Source organism: Methylobacterium sp. WL119 (assembly GCF_008039875.1).
Classification (GTDB): Bacteria; Pseudomonadota; Alphaproteobacteria; order Rhizobiales; family Beijerinckiaceae; genus Methylobacterium.
Genome location: NZ_VRUU01000059.1, coordinates 1 through 18,889, shown reverse-complemented (window position 1 = coordinate 18,889; position 18,889 = coordinate 1). Strand labels below are relative to the sequence as shown.

General features: G+C 71.1%; 16 protein-coding genes and 1 tRNA gene. 10 read left to right on the top strand and 7 right to left on the bottom strand.

The annotated features are described in order from the left end of the window. Nucleotides 1-224 precede the first annotated feature (224 nt). A complete protein-coding gene (locus tag FV227_RS19055; RefSeq protein ID WP_147729109.1) occupies nt 225-875 on the top strand; it encodes a ClpXP protease specificity-enhancing factor SspB in 651 nt (216 codons plus the stop codon). Nucleotides 876-1,118: 243 nt separating this feature from the next. On the opposite strand, the gene FV227_RS19050 is transcribed toward FV227_RS19055, so the two are convergent. After that, nucleotides 1,119-1,195: transfer RNA gene (locus FV227_RS19050), tRNA-Pro, on the bottom strand. A 208-nt stretch (nt 1,196-1,403) separates the two neighbouring features. On the opposite strand from FV227_RS19050, the gene FV227_RS19045 reads away from it, so the two are divergent. The 3 genes from FV227_RS19045 (at nt 1,404) to FV227_RS30345 (ending at nt 2,558) form a co-directional block, all read left to right on the top strand. After that, entirely contained in the window at nt 1,404-1,934 is a 531-nt protein-coding gene (locus FV227_RS19045) for a metallophosphoesterase (RefSeq protein ID WP_147729110.1), read from the top strand. Between the two features lie 99 nt (nt 1,935-2,033). Then, a complete protein-coding gene (locus tag FV227_RS19040) occupies nt 2,034-2,345 on the top strand; it encodes a hypothetical protein (protein ID WP_147859685.1) in 312 nt (103 codons plus the stop codon). Nucleotides 2,346-2,435: 90 nt separating this feature from the next. Next, a complete protein-coding gene (locus FV227_RS30345) occupies nt 2,436-2,558 on the top strand; it encodes a hypothetical protein (protein ID WP_279596406.1) in 123 nt (40 codons plus the stop codon). A 46-nt stretch (nt 2,559-2,604) separates the two neighbouring features. Here FV227_RS30345 and FV227_RS19035 read toward each other — a convergent pair whose 3' ends face one another. Continuing rightward, nucleotides 2,605-2,844, bottom strand: a complete 240-nt coding sequence (locus tag FV227_RS19035) for a hypothetical protein (protein ID WP_313898900.1) — start codon at nt 2,842-2,844, stop codon at nt 2,605-2,607. 199 nt (nt 2,845-3,043) lie between these two features. On the opposite strand from FV227_RS19035, the gene uvrB reads away from it, so the two are divergent. After that, a complete protein-coding gene (gene uvrB, locus FV227_RS19030; RefSeq protein ID WP_147859684.1) occupies nt 3,044-5,752 on the top strand; it encodes an excinuclease ABC subunit UvrB in 2,709 nt (902 codons plus the stop codon). A gap of 322 nt (nt 5,753-6,074) precedes the next feature. Next, nucleotides 6,075-7,565 carry a hypothetical protein gene (locus tag FV227_RS29140; RefSeq protein ID WP_187274873.1) on the top strand — a complete coding sequence of 497 codons (1,491 nt, stop codon included), beginning with the start codon at nt 6,075-6,077 and terminating at the stop codon, nt 7,563-7,565. 437 nt (nt 7,566-8,002) lie between these two features. Here the strand turns inward: FV227_RS29140 and FV227_RS19010 are convergent, their stop codons facing one another. Continuing rightward, entirely contained in the window at nt 8,003-10,312 is a 2,310-nt protein-coding gene (locus FV227_RS19010) for a transglycosylase SLT domain-containing protein (RefSeq protein ID WP_147859680.1), read from the bottom strand. Between the two features lie 203 nt (nt 10,313-10,515). On the opposite strand from FV227_RS19010, the gene dapA reads away from it, so the two are divergent. From dapA to FV227_RS18995, 3 genes are all read left to right on the top strand, one after another. Further along, entirely contained in the window at nt 10,516-11,415 is a 900-nt protein-coding gene (dapA, locus tag FV227_RS19005) for a 4-hydroxy-tetrahydrodipicolinate synthase (protein ID WP_147859679.1), read from the top strand. Nucleotides 11,416-11,436: 21 nt separating this feature from the next. Further along, nucleotides 11,437-11,910, top strand: coding sequence for an SsrA-binding protein SmpB (gene smpB / locus FV227_RS19000; protein WP_147727737.1), 474 nt, complete (start codon nt 11,437-11,439; stop codon nt 11,908-11,910). Between the two features lie 311 nt (nt 11,911-12,221). Beyond that, entirely contained in the window at nt 12,222-12,797 is a 576-nt protein-coding gene (locus FV227_RS18995) for a peroxiredoxin (RefSeq protein ID WP_147727738.1), read from the top strand. On the opposite strand, the gene FV227_RS18990 is transcribed toward FV227_RS18995, so the two are convergent. From FV227_RS18990 to rpoZ, 4 genes are all read right to left on the bottom strand, one after another. Continuing rightward, a complete protein-coding gene (locus FV227_RS18990; RefSeq protein ID WP_147859678.1) occupies nt 12,794-13,456 on the bottom strand; it encodes an NYN domain-containing protein in 663 nt (220 codons plus the stop codon). The two genes, FV227_RS18995 and FV227_RS18990, sit on opposite strands and share 4 nt — an antisense overlap. Nucleotides 13,457-13,792: 336 nt before the next feature. Then, entirely contained in the window at nt 13,793-14,383 is a 591-nt protein-coding gene (gene pyrE / locus FV227_RS18985; RefSeq protein ID WP_147727740.1) for an orotate phosphoribosyltransferase, read from the bottom strand. Between the two features lie 315 nt (nt 14,384-14,698). Further along, nucleotides 14,699-16,945, bottom strand: coding sequence for a bifunctional (p)ppGpp synthetase/guanosine-3',5'-bis(diphosphate) 3'-pyrophosphohydrolase (locus FV227_RS18980; protein WP_147727741.1), 2,247 nt, complete (start codon nt 16,943-16,945; stop codon nt 14,699-14,701). A 172-nt stretch (nt 16,946-17,117) separates the two neighbouring features. Further along, a complete protein-coding gene (rpoZ, locus tag FV227_RS18975) occupies nt 17,118-17,528 on the bottom strand; it encodes a DNA-directed RNA polymerase subunit omega (RefSeq protein ID WP_147727742.1) in 411 nt (136 codons plus the stop codon). Nucleotides 17,529-17,780: 252 nt separating this feature from the next. Between rpoZ and fabD the strand changes: the two genes are divergently transcribed. Further along, a complete protein-coding gene (gene fabD, locus FV227_RS18970; protein ID WP_147859677.1) occupies nt 17,781-18,716 on the top strand; it encodes an ACP S-malonyltransferase in 936 nt (311 codons plus the stop codon). Nucleotides 18,717-18,889 lie beyond the last annotated feature (173 nt).

The window sequence follows — 18,889 nt, the reverse complement described above, 5'->3', positions numbered from 1 at the left end:
ATCCGTTCCGTTCGCCGTAGCCCCCCGCCCTCGGACACGATGGCGCTGCCGGGCGGGACGGCCGGACGGGTCCGCCGGCGCGGTGGTCGGCAGCCTGACGCGGTTCCGCGCGTCGGCCGCTCGATACCCGGCCTCCGGCGACGGAAGCCGCCTTCCTTCCTCATCCGATTTGGTGCGCGTCCCGCGCGACAGGTCGTCGGGCAGACCGCACAGAGCGACCGCAGATGGCAGACGACCTGATCCGCTACGATCTCCTGGTTCAGGACGCCCTCCGCGGCGTCGTGCGCAAGGTGCTCACCGACGCCGCCCGCGAGGGCTTGGCGGGGGAGCACCACTTCTACGTCTCCTTCCGCACCGAAGCCCCGGGCGTGCGGATGTCCCAGGCCCTGCGCGAGAAGTACCCGCAGGACATGACGATCGTCCTGCAGCACCAGTTCTGGGACCTCGGCGTGACCGAGCACAGCTTCGAGGTCGGGCTGTCCTTCTCCGGCGTTCCCGAGCGGCTGCTGGTGCCGTTCGATGCGCTGTCGGGGTTCTTCGATCCGTCCGTGCAGTTCGGCCTGAAGTTCGACCTCAACGAGACGGCGGAGGCCTCCGGCGAGGAGCCCGCCCCGAGCAACGCGAAGGCCGGCCCGCGCGGCGCGGCCTCCGAGCCGACCGAGATGAAGCCAAAATCGGTGACGCCCGGCACCGGCCTGGCGGCGATCGGCAGCACCGCGCCGAAGACCATCCCCGCCCTCCCCGCCGCGCAGAACGGCGGCAAGGCGGACGAGAAGGAGCCGCGCGTCGCGGCCAAGGCGGCGAAGAAGGACGCCGACGGCAACGAGGCCAGCGCCGAGGTCGTCAGCCTCGACGCGTTCCGAAAGAAGAGCTGAGGCTCGACGCTTCGGGAGTCAGCCCTCGTCCGGAGGCGTCCGCGCGATCGGGCCTCGGACGGGGTGTCTGGAAAATCACGCGGCCTCCGGCGGGCGCCTTCGAGGCTTCCGCGTCCCCAAGGCCTCTCAAAATGCGGACCCGAACGGCAGGCCCCACGACCACGAAAAAAGGCCGGGGCCTGCTCGGCCCCGGCCTTTCCTCAGAGCGGCGACATCGATCCTTCGACCGACGTCCCGTTTTGTTGGTCGGAGTAGCAGGACTTGAACCTGCGACCCCCTGTCCCCCAGACAGGTGCGCTACCGGGCTGCGCTATACTCCGTCACGTCCGCTCTCGCGTCGGCATGCCGTTGGGCCGCCGACACCCCGAAGGGTCCGCGGGTCTTAGCTTTCCGCTCCTGGGCACGCAAGCCCCGTTCCGGCGCTTCGCCGAAACAGGGTGGGGTGTCGCACCGATCCCGACGCCCCTTGCGCGAGGCGGGCCGGATCGGACACGAGACCGCGTGCGGTCTGGCGCAGCGAGGCGGGCGGTGGCGGTCTATTTCACGAGCGATACGCATTTCGGCGACCCGCGCATCCTGCGGCTCGACCGCCGGCCGTTTCCCGACCTCGCCGCGCACGATGCCGCGCTGATCGCGACGTGGAATCGCGTCGTCGCGCCCGACGACACCGTCTGGCATCTCGGAGACTTCGCCCTCGGGCCGCCGCGGGAGCGGGTCCACGCGATCCTCGCCGGCCTGAACGGAGAGAAGCACCTGATCGTCGGCAACAACGACGGGCCCGATACGCTCGATGCGCCGGGTTGGACCTCGATCGCGCATTATGCCGAGATCGCGGTGGACGGCCGCGGCCTAGTGCTGTGCCACTACGCCTTCCGCACCTGGAACGGCATCGGCCGCGGCGTTCTCAATCTGCACGGCCATTCGCACGGGCAGCTCCGTACCGCGCCCAAGCAGTACGACGTCGGCGTCGACGCGCAGGGCTTCGCGCCGGTCGACCTCGCCGCGATCCTGGTTTCGCGCCGCGGCCGCAGCGCAGCGAAAGCGGAACCATCGGCCTAGCTCCGCCGTTGAGCGCACGGAACCGGGGGTTGAACGACACCGGTCGAATACTTTGCCTCTTCCAGCGTACCGCTCGCGTGATTGTCTTCACGGTGGCCCATGACCCAAACCAAGACCACGATACTGGCCGCGTTCGGCCTCGTTCTCTGCCTCGGCCCGGCATTCGCCGCGCCCTCCTGCCTCGAAGGCCGCGCCAAGGTCGATGAGGCGTCCGCCCTCCGCTACCAGGCCCGTCAGGAAGCCCGCCTCGGCAACCACGATCGGGTCTGCGACACCCTCGACGAGATCGGGGACCGCTACAACGAGGCCCGCGACGCCTTCGAGGATTGCGGTGCCGGCGTCGTCGCGATCGAACTTCGCACCGAGCTGCGAAACCTTCGCATCGCCAAGCAAGTCAACCGCTGCGACTGACCGGGTGCGCGTTCGCACCGCAAAGCTTCTCCGTTCCGAGCATCGTCCCATCGAACGCGACGCAGCACGTCGCCGACAAGGCCAGCCGTCATGACCACCGAAACCCAGACCTTCACCGCCGCCACCGGCCCGTCCTTCGCCGCCGCCCTGTGCGGCTTCCTCAGCACCACGGCGGCCACGACGATCCTGATGTTCCTGCTGAGCAGCGTCTGAGCCGAGGCTCGCTAGCGAATGCGCACCGCCGGCCATCGCCGTTGGGTCAGGGCGCGACCGACCAGAACCGGCGCTTGTTGAACAGCATGTCCTGCGTCCCGATGGTCGGCCCCACCGCGGGCGGCGGCGGGCAGATCGGCTCCGGCCGCTGAGGAGCCGCCATCAGCGTGATCGGCGCGGCCGGAAACAGGCCGAGCCGCTGCTGGATCTCCGGGTTCCGCGCCGCCGCGATCGCCGCGATGCCGACGATCAGCGCCCCGGCCACGGCTCCCAGAACGAAGTTCATCATCCCATCAGCTTTCAGCGGTCAGGCCGGCCTGCCGCCCACGGCTCGCGTGTGATCGCGCAAGCCGGCGGCATTGCGGCGGACGACCCCAGCCCTCGATAGCGGCGAACGGTTTATGAGCCCCTAGTATCGGGGCGGGATGCCAGCAGCGACCGTCGGGCCTCTTCCGTCCGGCCCAGGGCCGCGCCATATTTGGCACATGGCAATTCCCAAGAAGCCCCGGCACGTCTCAGCGACCGGGAAGGCCGACCGGCCGGACGTGCAGCCGCTCGATCCGTTCCTGGCGCAGCTGCTGAGCCCCGCCCTCGCCCGCACGCCGCAGGTCAAATCCGAGCGGCCGGCCGAGCTGCCGCGGCCGGGCCAGCGCAAGCCGGCGAAGGCCAAGGCGAAACCGCCGGCCAAAGGCGCGACGACCGAGCCCGCCGGCTTCGGCGAGGCGCCGCAGCGCGGCTTCACCGTCGCACCGGGCGCCGAGGTCGATCCGGCGCTGGCCCAGGCCCTCGGGATGACCCCACCCGAGGACGGCCCCGCCCCCGAGGGCGAGCCGGACCAGGCCCCGCTCGCCGCCGACGGCTTCTCCGCCACGGTCGACGCCCTGCAGCGCCTGCTCGAGGAGGGAAACCCGCTGTTCCGCGACGGGCAGACCTGGGTGCCGCACCGGCCGGACCGCCCGGCGAAGTCCGAGGGCGGCAAGCCGTTCCGCCTCGAATCCGAGTTCACGCCGGCCGGCGACCAGCCCACCGCCATCGCCGAGCTGGTCAAGGGCGTGAACGCGGCCGAGCGCGACCAGGTGCTGCTCGGCGTCACCGGCTCGGGCAAGACCTTCACGATGGCCAAGATCATCGAGGAGACGCAGCGCCCGGCCCTGATCCTGGCGCCGAACAAGACCCTGGCGGCGCAGCTCTACGGCGAGTTCAAGAGCTTCTTTCCCGACAACGCGGTCGAATATTTCGTCTCGTATTACGACTACTACCAGCCCGAGGCCTACGTGCCGCGCTCGGACACCTTCATCGAGAAGGAATCCTCGATCAACGAGCAGATTGACCGGATGCGGCACTCGGCGACCCGCGCCCTGCTGGAGCGCGACGACGTCATCATTATCGCCTCGGTCTCGTGCATCTACGGCATCGGCTCGGTCGAGACCTACACCGCGATGTCGTTCACGGTGACGCTCGGCGAGAAGATCGAGCAGCGCCAGCTCATCGCCGACCTGGTGGCGCTGCAGTACAAGCGCATCCAGGCGGACTTCGCCCGCGGCACCTTCCGGGTGCGCGGCGATGTGATCGAGCTGTGGCCGGCCCACTTGGAGGACCGCGGCTGGCGCATCGGCCTGTTCGGCGACGAGATCGAGAGCATCGTCGAGTTCGATCCGCTGACCGGCAAGAAGATCAACGAGCTGAAGTTCGTGAAGGTCTACGCCAACTCGCACTACGTCACGCCGCGGCCGACGCTGCAGCAGGCGATCAAGGGGATCAAGCACGAGCTCAACGGCCGCGTCGAGGAGCTGACCCGGATGGGCCGGCTGATCGAGGCCCAGCGGATCGAGCAGCGCTGCACCTTCGACATCGAGATGATCGAGGCGACGGGCGCCTGCAACGGCATCGAGAACTATTCGCGCTACCTCACCGGCCGCAAGCCGGGCGAGCCGCCGCCGACGCTGTTCGAGTACCTGCCCGACAACGCGCTGGTCTTCACCGACGAAAGCCACGTCACGGTTCCGCAGATCGGCGGCATGTACCGGGGCGACTTCCGGCGTAAGGCGACGCTCGCGGAGTACGGCTTCCGCCTGCCCTCCTGCCTCGACAACCGCCCGCTGCGCTTCGAGGAATGGGACGCGATGCGGCCGCAGACGGTCAACGTCTCGGCCACCCCCGGCAAGTGGGAGATGGAGCAGACCGGCGGCGTCTTCGCCGAGCAGGTGATCCGCCCGACCGGCCTCGTCGACCCGGTGATCGAGATCCGCCCGGCCCGCTCCCAGGTCGACGACCTGCTCGGCGAGGTCCGCGAGGTGGCGCAGGCCGGCTACCGCACCCTGGTCACCACCCTGACCAAGCGCATGGCCGAGGACCTGACCGAGTACCTGCACGAGAACTCGGTGCGCGTGCGCTACATGCACTCCGACATCGACACCTTGGAGCGCATCGAGATCATCCGCGACCTGCGGCTCGGCGCCTTCGACGTGCTGATCGGCATCAACCTGCTGCGCGAGGGCCTCGACATCCCGGAATGCGCGCTGGTCGCGATCCTCGACGCCGACAAGGAGGGCTTCCTGCGCTCCGAGACCTCGCTGGTCCAGACCATCGGCCGCGCCGCCCGCAACGCCGATGCGCGCTGCATCCTCTACGCCGACCAAATCACCGGCTCGATGGAGCGGGCGATGGCGGAGACCGAGCGCCGGCGCCAGAAGCAGCTCGCCTACAATCTCGAGCACGGCATCACCCCGCAGAGCGTGAAGCGCGGGATCAGCGACATCCTCAGCAGCGTGTTCGAGCGCGATCACGTCCAGGTCGATACCGGAATGGCGGAGATCACCGTCGGCCACAACCTCAAGGCGGTGATGTCCGATCTCGAGAAGCGGATGCGCACCGCCGCCGCCGATCTCGACTTCGAGGAGGCCGCGCGCCTGCGCGACGAGCTGAAGCGGCTCCAGGCGACCGAGCTGATGATCTCCGACGACCCGATGGCGCGCCAGGCCGACGTCGAGCGCGATGCCGGCAAGTACGGCCGCAAGGCCCCGCGCGGCTCGGGCACGCGGATCTCGAAGCCGACCCTCGACAACATGGGGCCGGGCACCGACCGCGAGTTGCCGGCGAGCGCCGTCGCCTGGGTCGAGCGGCCGAAGCCGCGCTCGACGCAAGGGCTCGGCGGCCAGAAGCCGAAATACAAGGGCGGCGGCGGCCGGCGCTGAGATCGGCCTCCTGCGTCGGACGGGTCGGTTCTCGCGAGCGGGATCACGTCCCGCGCAGGGCGGCGGCGCCTGCTCGGCCGCCGCGGCTCGCTCCCCGTCATCCCATCTCGTCCCGAAGCTCCTGCGCGCAAGCGATCGCCGCGCCGAATGCGGACGGTCGGGCGCGCGCTGAACCCACGCGAAGAAAAGCAACTCTCGGTTGTAACTTCAAACCCTCGTTAAGCATTCCCGCTCAGATTGTATGAGCCATGCAATGGATCTCGTGCGTTGTGTTCTCGGCACGATGCAGCCTCCCGGCGTGGTTCCCTGTCGGAGTGCCCCCATGTCTCGTCGCCAGAACCGCGCCTCCGCGCGCACGTCCACCCCTGCGCCACGTCGCGAAGCGGCCCGCTCGCGCAGCACGATCGCGATCCCGCTGCTCGGTGGCGTTCTGCTCCTCGGCACTTCGGGCCTAGCCGAGGCCCAGGTCCTGCGCGGGGCGCTCGATACGGTGACCACGGCCGTGAACAGCACCGCCGGAAGCCTGGCGACGGTCGATGCGACCCTCGGCGGCGGCAACCTCGCGACCGTCGGCGCGACGGTCGGCGGCGGATCGGTCGCGAATGTCGGTGCAACCGTCGGTGGCGGATCGGTCGCGGATGTCGGGGCCACCGTCGGCGGCGGCACCGTCGCCAACGTCGGAGCGACGGTCGGCGGCGGATCGTTCGCGACGGTCGGTGCCACCGTCGGCGGCGGCACCGTCGCCAATGTCGGCGCCACGGTCGGCGGCGGCACCGTCGCCAATGTCGGCGCCACGGTCGGCGGCGGCACGATCGCCGGGGTCGGCGCGACCGTCGGCGGCGGCAACGTCGCCAATGTCGGCGCCACGGTCGGCGGCGGCACGATCGGATCCGTCGGCGTGTCGGTCGGCGGCGGAACCGGGACCACCGCCGGCACCGGAACCGGAACCGGCACGACGGGCGGCACCGCCTGCAATCCCTGCACGGGCGGCGGAGCCGGACCCGGCGGCGGCGGCGGCAGCACGGTGTACGACCCGGCCCGCATCGCGGCGATCGAGCTGCGGCTGTCGAACGCCGAGAACCTGCCGATCCGCGGCAACAACGTCAGCCAGTTCCCGCTCCCGGTCGCCGGCGGCGCTGACGCGCTCGCGGCCGGCTACGGCGCCACGGCGGGCGGCGTGAGCGCGACGGCCCTCGGGACCGAGGCGAACGCGGCCGGCGACGGGTCCATCGCGATCGGCCGCAGCGCCTCGGCGACGCAGGCCAACACCATCGCGATCGGTCCCGGCGCGCAGACCACCCGCACGAACCAGGTCGCGATCGGCAACGGCTCGAACACCTATACGCTCGGTGGGATCACGTCGGCGCAGAGCGCCGCGGCCCAGAACGGCGCGACGCAGTTCGTGACCACCGACGCGGCGGGCAACCTCGCGACCTCCGGCTACGGCCCGAGCACCATCGCCGGCCTCGGCTCCCGCCTCGACTCGGCGGAAGGGCGGATCGGCGGCGTCGAGTCCCGCGTCGGCGCGCTGGAATCGCGCACGAACGCCCTGTCGCAATACACCACCGAGACCCGGCGCGAGGCACGCCAGGGCGTCGCCACGGCGCTGGCGATGCCGACCGCGTCGATGCCCTCGGCACCCGGCCGCACCACCTGGGTCCTCAACAGCGCGACCTATCGCGGCGAGTGGGCCGGCGGCGCGGCACTCTCGCACCGCCTGCCGACCGCCGTGCCGCTGGCGATCAACGTCGGCTACGCCTATGGCGGCGACGGCGGCCACGGGGTGCGGGCCGGGCTCGGCGGCGAGTTCTGAGCGCGCCTCCCGCCCGGCTCGGGCCGGGCGGGCTCGGGCCATCGCGTTGGTCCTGAGGCAGTCGACGCAGCAGGCCAGGCCTCTGGGTGACGGGCGTGCCCGCCATCCAGGGGTCGTCTTCGTCGGACCCCCATGCGATCGGGCGGTAGGGCTTGTCTCCCGCATCGACTTGCGGACGGGTCGAATGCCGCCGAGCGGGGCGGCTCGTTCGCCAAACCCGACCCGTCATTCCGGGGCACCGAAGGCGAGCCCGGAAACCCGAACCGCCGAGCCGACCCGAAAGGGCGGCGACGGTCGATTCGGACAGCTTCGCTGGCGGTTCTGGGTTCCGGGCTCGGCTGCGCGGCCCCGGACTGACGGGTCGGGTTTCAGGACGGTCGCGGTCGGGTCGTCGAACCGTGCTTCGCCTTTGGGGACGTCGGCCGCCCGCGACCCCCTCACCGCGCTCCGCGATGAAGGTCCCCGTCGATCAGCAGCGCGCTCTTGCCGTCGAGGCGGGTGCGGTAGACCTGCAGGTTCTCCATCACCCGCTGGACGTAGTTGCGGGTCTCGGTGAACGGGATGCGCTCGACCCAGTCGATCGCGTCGACCTCGCCCTTGCGCGGATCGCCGTAGGCGTCGATCCACTTCTTCACGTTGCCGCCGCCGGCGTTGTAGGAGGCGAAGGCGAGGATGTAGGAGCCGCGCCAATCCTCCATCAGCTCGCCGAGATGGGCCTGGCCGAGGCGCGCGCTGTAGATCGCGTCGGTGCCGAGCCGGTCCGGGTCGTAGGCGGCCGAGACGCGTCGCGCGGTGCGCTGGGCGGTGGCCGGCATCATCTGCATCAGGCCGCGCGCGCCGACGCCGGACTGCGCCCGCGGGTCGAACTGGCTTTCCTGGCGCGCGATCGCGAAGACCATCGCCTTCTCGACCAGCGGCACCGAGCCGAACGCCTCGTAGGTCGGGATGCCGATGGTGGGGTAGGCGTGCGCGTCGAGCGGCAGGCCGCGCTGCACCGCGAGCTTGCCGACGGCGACGAGGGCGCGGGCGTCCTTCATCTCGACGGCGAGGTCGCCGAGGGCCTGCACCTCGCGCGCATCGGTGAGGCGCTGCGCGGTGTCGATGTAGAGCGGAAGCGCCAGCTCCTTCAGCGAGACGGCCCCGAGCAGGCGCAGGGCACGGATGCAGAGCCGGTCGTCGAAGGCGGCGCGCGCCGGGCCGTCGAGGTCGGCGGGCGCGCGCAGCGCGAGGCTGGTCTGGCCGAGCTTGGCCCGGGCGAGCTGCCCGTAATAGGCGATCGGCTGCAGCGCCGCGGTCTCGTAGAACTCCTTGGCCGCATCGGTCTGCCCGAGGGCTTCGGCCGCCCGGCCCTGCCAGTAGGCGGCGCGGGCGATCGAGATCGGCGTCTCGGCGATGCCGGCGGCGAGCGCGAAGTGGCGGGACGCGGCCTCCGGGTCGCTGCCGAAGCGGAGCGCAATCCAGCCGGCGTGAAACTCGGCCTCGATCCGCTTCTCGACCGTGCGGGCCGGGTTGGCGCTCGCCACCGCGTAGGCGGTCCTGGCGTCGCCGAGGTCGATCAGCTTGCGCGCGACGATGCGGCGCTCGACCCACCATTCGTCGCCGTCGACGAGAACGTCCGGGTTGCTCGGCGCGGTCGCCAGCACGGCCGCCGCCTCGGCCGGCTTGTCGGCCCGGCGCAGGAACTGCGCCCGCGACAGGATGTAGGAGCTGTCGCTGCGCAGCGACGGCGGCACCGCGGCGAGGGCGGAGGCGGCCCCGGAGCTCTTGTCCTCGACGGCGCGGCGCGCCCGCACCAGGCTGGCATACGCGCCGCCGGCATAGGTCGCGGCCCGGCCGGCCGCCTCCCAGTCTTCCTTCAAGAGCGCACGCTCCATGCGGTAGCGGTGATCGATGCGGGTGAGCACGCCCGGGAAGGCGTCGGCGACCCTGGCCTCGAGCGAGCGGCCGAAGGTCTCGGAGCGCCACAGGTCGCGGACGAGGTCGGCGGCGTCCGCATCGAGCCCGTCCGCCTTGAACGCCAGCGCCAGGGCGAACTTGCCCGGCGCGCTCGCCGGCCGGGTCGCACCGAAATAGGCGCGCACCGTCGCCGGATTCCTGCGCTCGGTGAGCAACGCCTCCTCGGCGCGGCGGCGGAGCAGCGGGCCCGCCGGCCAGTCCGGGTTGGCGCGGGTGAAGGCGACGGTGCGCTCGAAGCCGATGCCGGCGCCGGCGCGGATCGCGACCCATTCGAGCAGCGCCCGCGCCGCCGGATCGGAGAAGCCGTCGCGCAGGCGGTCGCCGTCGGCGACCTTGCCCTTGCGGTAGAAGTCGATCGCCTGGCGCAGCTGGGCGACGTCGGTGTCGCCGACGCGGGCGATCGGGCCGAGGCCCGGCACCTCCGGCACGGGGGCGGCCGGCGTCACGGCGGCGTCGGGCAGCGGGAAGGCGACGGGCGCGTCCGGGTCGGCCGAGGCGTAGGCGGCGGCGCCCGCCGGGAGCGCCTGCCCGGGCGGAAGCGGCTTGGCGGCCCCGGCATCGCCGGCGGCCTTCGGATCGAGCTTGAGCGCGTCGGCGGCGACCGGATCGATCGCGGTCCTGGCACCCTCGACCTGGCTGGCCGGCGCCGTGGCGTCGCTCGCCGGCGGCGTCGGCTGCGAGGCGGGCGGGGCCTGGACACGCGGCAGGTCGACCGCCGGCGCGGCCAGCGCCACGCCCGCGGTCAGCGCGAGGCCGAGGGCAACGATCTGCGAGCGTGTGAGGGACGCCATGGATGCGGTCACTCTCTGCGATCCGGTTTCGACGGATGCCGGCAAAGGACAGCCTCGGCGCCGAGCGTTAAGAACGCATTAACCGCGTGCGCGAAGGGTTTGCGCGGGGGTGGCGGAAGCCCTATGTCTGCGCCGCCCGCAGCGCGGCGCCGGACCACCGGCCCAGGCCGGAGCGGGCAACGAGACCGGCTGGGACGCCCGAGATGACCGAGACCACTGCGCGCCGCCTTCGGGGCTCCATGACCGCCCTGGTGACGCCGTTCCGCGACGGCGCCTTCGACGAGGCGGCGTTCCGAGAGTTCGTGGCCTGGCAGATCGAGCAGGGCAGCCACGGCCTGGTGCCGACCGGCACCACCGGCGAGAGCCCGACGCTGACGCACAGCGAGCACGACCGCGTGGTCGAGGCCTGCATCGACGAGGCCGGCGGCCGCGTGCCGGTGATCGCCGGCGCCGGATCGAACTCCACGGCCGAGGCGGTCGAGCGGGCGCAGCACGCCGAGAAGGCGGGCGCCGACGCGGTGCTCGTGGTCACGCCGTACTACAACAAGCCGACGCAGGGCGGGCTCTACGCCCACTTCAAGGCCGTCAACGACGCGGTCGGCATTCCGATCATCATCTACAACATCCCTCCGCGCTCCGTCGTCGACATGAGCGTCGAGACGATGGCGCGCCTGTTCGAGCTCAAGAACATCGCCGGGGTGAAGGACGCGACCGCCAAGATCGATCGCGTCAGCCTCCAGCGGCAGGCCATGGGCGAGGGTTTCATCCAGCTTTCGGGCGAAGATGCGACCGCGCTCGGCTACAACGCCCATGGCGGCCACGGCTGCATCTCGGTGGTGTCGAACGTGGCGCCGCGGCTCTGCGCCGACCTCCAGGAGGCGACGCTGTCGGGCGACTTCGCCAAGGCGCTGCAGCTGCAGGACCGGCTGCTGCCGCTCCAGGTCGGGCTATTCGCCGAATCCAACCCGTCGCCGGTGAAGTACGCCCTGGAACGCCTCGGCCACATGAGCGCCGACGTGCGCCTGCCGCTCGTGCCGGTCTCGGACGCGACCAAGGCGATCGTCGACGCCGCCCTGCGCCATGCCGGCCTCCTGGCCGGCTGACGCCAGGCACCGAAGAGACCGATGGCTCCCAAACCCGAACCGAACCGCCGCATCGTCGCCGACAACCGCGCCGCGCGCTTCCACTACGCGATCGAGGACACCCTGGAGGCCGGCATCTCGCTGACCGGAACCGAGGTGAAATCGCTGCGCAGCGGGCGCGCGACCATCGGCGAGGCCTATGCCGGCCCGTCGGGCGGCGACCTGATGCTGTTCAACGCCTACATCCCTGAATACGTCCAGGCGAGCCGCTTCAACCACGAGACCAAGCGCCCGCGGCGCCTGCTGATGCACCGCCGCCAGATCGACAAGTGGATCGGCGCGACGCAGCGCCAGGGCTACACGGTGGTGCCGCTGAAGATCTACTTCAACGAGAAGGGCCGCGCGAAGGTCGAGCTCGGCCTCGGCAAGGGCAAGCAGGCCCACGACAAGCGCGAGGCCGCCAAGGAGCGCGACTGGCAGCGCGACCGCGCCCGGATCATGCGCGACCGGGGGTAGCTCCCGGACGGCCGCGCGGGTCGGCTCGTCGATGCCCGGGCCGGGCTGCGAGAGTCCGATTGCGCCTTCCCTCCCCCCATTGCGGGGGAGGGTGGGCCTCGCCTGAGCGAGGGGCGGGAGAGGGGAGCGCCGTATCCGGCACCGTCGCTCCCCTCTCCCGACCCGCTTCGCGGGCCACCCTCCCCCGCAGAGGGGGGAGGGAAGCGACGCGCAAATGTTCGTTAAAGAAAGCAGATTTCGAGGCTGGAACGAGAGAGGGCGTGCGCGATGCCCCATCTCGTTGAATCGCCCGCTCGAACCGGAGCCGCGCCATGGACCCGAACCTCGCCCTGCCCGCCGACCTTCCCGCCCCGATCGACGACGGTGCGGCGGCGCACCTGACCGGGATGAGGCTGCCGGACGTGTCGCTCGCGGCGACTGACGGCACCCGCGTCTCGCTGGCGAAGCTCGCCGGGCGGACAGTGGTCTTCGCCTATCCGCGCACCGGCGAGCCGAGACAGCCGAACCTGGTGGCGGACTGGGACGCGATTCCCGGCGCACGCGGCTGCACGCCGCAAGCGTGCGGCTTCCGCGATCTCCATGACGACCTGAAGGCCCGCGGCGTCGCGCAGGTGCACGGGCTCTCGACGCAGACGGGCGCCTACCAGCGCGAGGCGGCGACGCGCCTGCAGCTGCCGTTCACGCTGTTGTCGGACGCCTCGCGCGCCTTCGCGATGGCAGTGCGGCTGCCCACCTTCGAGGCGGCCGGCACCATCCTGCTACGCCGGCTCAGCCTCGTCGTCGACGACGGCGTCGTGACGAAGGTGTTCTACCCGGTGTTCCCACCCGATCGCAGCGCGGCCGACATCCTGGCCTGGCTCGATGGGGAGGGAACCGCGAAGGCCTAATCCTCCGCGGGGGCGTCCGGCGTTCCGTTCGCGCCCTGACGGATGCCGTAGCGGCTTTCCAGGCCCGGGTTGGCGCGGGCGGGCCGCTCGGCGTAGTCGCGCGTCCGGTCGCCGGCCGGGCGAGCCTGCCGCTCGCCGGGGTCTCGCCCGACCTTGCCGATCAGCTGCACGAGGTCGACGAACTCGTCGGCCTGGCGGCGCAGGTCGTCGGAGATCATCGCCGGCTGGGTCTGGATGGTGGAGACCACCGTCACCTTCACGCCGCGGCGCTGCATCGCCTCGACCAGCGAGCGGAAATCGCCGTCGCCGGAGAACAGCACCATGTGGTCGATGTACTGGCTCAGCTCGAGCGCATCGATCGCAAGCTCGATGTCCATGTTGCCCTTGACCTTGCGGCGGCCGAGCGAGTCGGTGAACTCCTTGGCGGGCTTGGTGACGACGCGGTAGCCGTTGTAGTCGAGCCAGTCGATCAGCGGACGGATCGAGGAATACTCCTGATCCTCGATCATCGCGGTGTAGTAGAACGCCCGAATCATGTTGTCGCGGGACTGGAATTCTTTCAGAAGCCGCTTGTAGTCGATGTCGAAGCCGAGGGCCTTCGTCGTCGCGTAGAGGTTGGCGCCGTCGATGAACAGGGCGCTGCGCTGTAGTGCACTCATGGCACGATCCATTTCTAAAATATAACCAAAACAATCATGGCACGTACCGCCCGCGGAAAAGCAGGTGGACGACACGCATCAAGGTTACGGGTGCAAAGTCGGCCCAACGGAGGACAGTGGACGCTGCTTGTTCCAAAAATCGCCGGCGACGGTGCGCAATAGTGACCGTACGGCATGTGTGAAGCGCACGATGGAATGTGTCAACCTTCGACGGAAAACGTCCTTTCGACGATCGGTCGACACAACCTCGTCGATCTTTTTCTCATTCGCCCCGCAACAACAGCGAAACATCTGCTGCCGGGACGATCAAACGCGCGTGAGCCCGTCGGCCGGCGCTCAGGCCTTCGGCATGGCGCGGCTGCCCGGCTTCACCGGCGGCAATGCGGCCAGCTCGGGCGGCAGCGCGTCGGGGGGATAGGCCGGGATGTCGAGGGTGACGAGCGAGAGCAAAGGCAGGCCGATCTCGCCGCGGCCGCCCGAGCGGTCGATCAGGCAGGCGGCGCCGACGATCTCGCCGGGCTCGCCCCGCAGCGAGGCGAGGCATTCGCGCGCGGACAGCCCGGTGGTGACGATGTCCTCGACGATCACCGCGCGCTGGCCGGCCGGGATGCTGAAGCCGCGCCGCAGGGTGAACGGGCCGCCGGCATCGCGCTCGACGAAGATCGCCCGCGCCCCGAGGTGCCGCGCGGTCTCGTAGCCGGGCACGATGCCGCCGATCGCCGGCGAGACGACGATGTCGATTGGGCCGAAGCGCGCCGTGATCACGGCGGCGAGCGCCCTGCACAGGCGCTCGGTGCGCGGCGGCTCGGAGAAGATCGCCATCTTCTGCAGGAAGACCGCCGAGCGCAGGCCGGAGCTCAGGATGAAGTGGCCTTCGAGCAGCGCGCCCGCATCGCGGAACTCCGCGAGAACCTCATCCGGACTCATGCGCACGGCTCCTCGCGGGGTGATGGCGAACGCCGCGCTTGTGGCAGCGGGAGCAGGTGGAGGCAAGCGGAAGGGGAAGCGTCGCGGCGCACCGCGTCGCGGCCGCTCGACCCTGGTTTCCGGCTCCGCGCCGTCGTTCCCGAGTGCAGAAGGCGAAGCCGGCATCCGGAGCCGCGGGTGCCGATCGAGACGGCGGCCATGGGCGGATCCAGCGTCCGGGCTGCGCTGTGCGGCTTCGGGATGAAGGCCGTGCGTCGATTGCGGGCGCGCCTCGTCCGCCGAGGCAGAAGCACGGATCGGAGGATGTTGCGCCGCCTACCCGTTCACCCGGTCGACCCGGCTCACCGTCCGCTTGCCGCGCAGCTCCGCGATGATCGCGTTCAGATGCTGCAGGTCCCAGACCGAGAGGTCGATCACGATGTCGGTGAAGTCCTGGGTGCGGCGCTTCATCGAGAGGTTGTCGATGTTGCCGTCGTGGTCGGCGATCACCTGTGCGATCTGCGCCAGCACGCCGGGCTCGTTGATCGATTGCGTGGCGAGCCGCGCGGGGAAGCGCTCGGTGGCGTCCGCCTCGATGTCCCAGCGCACGTCGAGCCAGCGCTCGGGCTCGTTGTCGAACGCGGCCAGGGCCGCCGACTGGATCGGGTAGATCGTCACGCCGACGCCGGGCGTCAGGATGCCGACGATGCGGTCGCCGGGCACCGCGCCGCCGTCCGGGGCGAAGCTCACGGGCAGGTCGCCGGCGAGGCCGCGGATCGGGATCGCGTCGGTTCCGTCCGCCGCGCCGCCGCCCGGGAAGGTCAGGCGCATGGTCTGGTCCTTCGACCGGATCAGGCGGCCGGCGCCGTTGACTACCGGTTGCGGCACCCCGGCCGGGCCCGATTTCCGCTCGTCCTTGTAGTCTGGGTAGACGCCGCGCACGACGTCGCCCGAGAACATCTCGCCGCGCCCCACCGCCGCGAACACGTCCTCGGCCGAGGCGCGGGCGAGGCGCGGGAGCGCGCCGCGCAGCTTGTCGTCGGTGAAGCTCTTGCCCGCGCGCTCGAACGCCCGGTCGAGGATCTGGCGCCCGAGGCCGGCATATTGCCGACGCACCGCCGAGCGGGTCGCGCGCCGGATCGCGGCGCGGGCCTTGCCGGTGACGACGAGCGATTCCCAGGCGGCCGGCGGCGCGGCGCCGTCCGAGCGCGAGATCTCGACCTCGTCGCCGTTGGCGAGCTCGTGCAGCAGCGGCGCCATCCGGCCGTTGATCTTGGCGCCGACCGCCGAGTTGCCGACGTCGGTGTGCACCGCGTAGGCGAAGTCGATCGGCGTGGCGCCGCGCGGCAGGGCGATGAGCCGGCCCTTCGGCGTGAAGCAGAACACCTGGTCCTGGAACAGCTCGAGCTTGGTGTGCTCGAGGAATTCCTCGGGGCTGTCGCCCTCGGCCAGCAGCTCGATCGTGCGGCGCAGCCACTGGTAGGCGCCGCTCTCGGCCGCCAGCCGCGGGGCGACGCCGCCCTCCGGCTCGCGGCCGGCCGGCAGCTTGCCGGCCTCCTTGTAATGCGCGTGCGCGGCGATGCCGTACTCGGCGATGTCGTCCATCGCCCGGGTGCGGATCTGCAGCTCGACGCGCTGGCTCTTCGGGCCGATCACCGTGGTGTGGATCGAGCGGTAGTCGTTCTGCTTCGGCGTCGAGATGTAGTCCTTGTAGCGCCCCGGCACCATCGGCCAGGTGGTGTGGACGACGCCGAGCGCCGCGTAGCAATCGTCGAGCGTCTCGACGACGACGCGGAAGCCGAACACGTCCGAGAGCTGCTCGAAGGCGACGGATTTGCGCTCCATCTTCGACCAGATCGAGAACGGCCGCTTCTGGCGGCCGGTGACGGCGGCCTCGATCCCGCGGGCGGAGAGTTTTGCGGTCAGGTCGCGCTCGATGGTGTCGACCAGGCTCTCGGTCTTCGCGGTGAGGTCGGAGAGCCGCCGCGTGACGGTGGCGTAGATCTCCGGCTTGAGGTTGCGGAAGGACAGGTCCTCCAGCTCCTCGCGCAGCTCCTGCATGCCCATGCGGCCAGCCAGCGGCGCGTAGATGTCCAGCGTTTCCTGCGCGATCCGCTCGCGCTTGTCGGCGCGCATGTGCTGGAGCGTGCGCATGTTGTGCAGGCGGTCGGCGAGCTTGACCAGCAGCACGCGCACGTCCGCCGCCACGGCGAGCAGCAGCTTGCGGAAATTCTCGCCTTGCGCCGCGCGCTTCGAGACGAGGTCGAGGCGCTTGAGCTTGGTCAGGCCGTCGACCAGCGCGCCGATCTCGGGGCTGAACAGCTCGCGGATCTCGTCGAGCGTCGCCGCCGTATCCTCGACGGTGTCGTGCAGCACCGCCGCGACGATGGTCGCGTCGTCGAGGCGCAAGTCCGTGAGGATCGCGGCGACCTCGAGGGGATGGGCGAAGAACGGGTCGCCGGATGCCCGCTTCTGCGTGCCGTGCGCGCGCATGGCGTAGACGTAGGCACGGTTGAGCAGCGCCTCGTTCGTCGCGGGGTTGTAGCGCTTCACCCGCTCGACGAGTTCGTACTGGCGCATCATCCGCCGGGAGACCCTTTCCGATCGCGAGGAGGCGCAAGTCTCACGCAAGCCGCGGCCGCGCGCCAGCCCCGAATGCGTCGCAGCCCGAGAAAGCCGGGGCGGCGCGCAAGCAAAAGGCCCGGCGTCTCCGCCGGGCCCGTGAAAGTCCGAAGTCCGGCGACGACGCCGAAGGCTACTCGCCCTCGTCGTCGGTCTCGACGGGCGGCGCCAGGTTCTCGAGGCCGCGGAGCAGGTCCTCCTCGCTCATGCGGTCGAACTGCGGCGCGGAATCGTCGCTCGCGGCGGTCGGCGAGACGGCGGCGGCGGTGGGCGAGCTCGACAGCAGCGGCACGGCCTCGGCCTCCGGCTCGTCGACCTCGACGTACTTCTGCATCGAGTGGATCAGCTGTTCCTTGAGGTCGTCGGCGGTGATGGTCTCGTCGCCGATCTCGCGGAGCGCCACGACCGGGTTCTTGTCGCGGTCGCGGTCCACGGTGAGCGGCGCGCCGGCGGCGAGGAGACGCGCGCGATGGCTCGCGAGCAGGACCAGCTCGAACCGGTTCTCGACCTTCTCGATGCAATCTTCGACGGTGACGCGAGCCATGCGCGGCGGCTCCTTCCAGCGGATACGGGGATGTCGGGCGGTGCCGGCTCATACACCGGTTGCGGTTTGGCAACAAGCACAGCGGTTTATTGCGTCGTGCATCCCCGCGAGACCGTGCCGCCGACGGCACGAATCGCCGAGCCGCGACGCTCCGGGGCGCAGGCTCCGTTTGTGCGCTGCATTGTTGACACCCGCGGCGGGTGGTGCGACTGCGCCGCCCTTTCCGACAATGGGTTAGGCGACGGAGCGACCGTGCGGGCACTCATCTTTCCGGGCCAGGGCAGCCAGGCCGTCGGCATGGGCAAGGCGCTGGCCGAGGCCTTCCTGCAGGCGCGCGCCGTGTTCGCCGAGGTCGACGACGCCCTGGGCCAGCCGCTCTCCCGCGTGATGTTCGAGGGCCCGCTCGACGCGCTGACGCTGACCGCCAACGCGCAGCCGGCGCTGATGGCCGCGAGCCTCGCGGTGCTGCGGGTGCTGGAGGCCGAGCGCGGGCTCGATCTCGCGCGCGACGTCGCCTTCGTCGCCGGGCATTCGCTCGGGGAATATTCCGCCCTCGCCGCCGCCGGCAGCCTCACGATCGCCGACACCGCGCGGCTGCTGCGCATCCGCGGCGAGGCGATGCAGGCGGCGGTCGCCCCCGGCGACGGCGCCATGGCGGCGCTGATCGGCGCCGAGGTCGAGACCGCCGCGGCGATCGCGGCGGAGGCGGCCGAGGGCGCGGTCTGCGACGTCGCCAACGACAACGGCGCCGGCCAGGTCGTGCTCTCGGGCGACCGGGCCGCGGTCGAGCGCGCCGTGGCGCTCGCGCAGGCGCGCGGGATCAAGCGCGCGGTGATGCTCAACGTCTCGGCACCGTTCCACTGCCGCCTGATGCAGCCCGCCGCCGAGGCGATGCGAGCGGCGCTCGACGCGGTCACGCTCAACCCGCCGGCCGTGCCGCTCTACGCCAACGTGCTCGCGGCGCCGGTCTCGGATCCGGATGCGATTCGCCGAAACCTCGTGGCGCAGGTGACCGGAACCGTGCGCTGGCGCGAGAGCATCGCGGCCATGGCGGCGGCGGGCGTCGACGCGTTCTCCGAGATCGGCTCCGGCAAGGTTCTGTCGGGCCTCGTCAAGCGCATCGCGGCCGGTGCCGCGGCGGTGCCGGTCGGCACGCCGGACGACGTCGCCGCGTTCTCCGTGGCGTGATCGAGGCCCGCGCGCGCCTTCCTTCTCCCCTCTGCGGGAGAAGGTGGCCCGCGAAGCGGGTCGGATGCGGGGAGCGACGCCTCCGGATACGGCGCTCCCCTCCCCCGACCCGCTTCGCGGGCCACCCTCCCCCGCAGAGGGGGGAGGGACAGACAGCGCGCATCGCACGATCC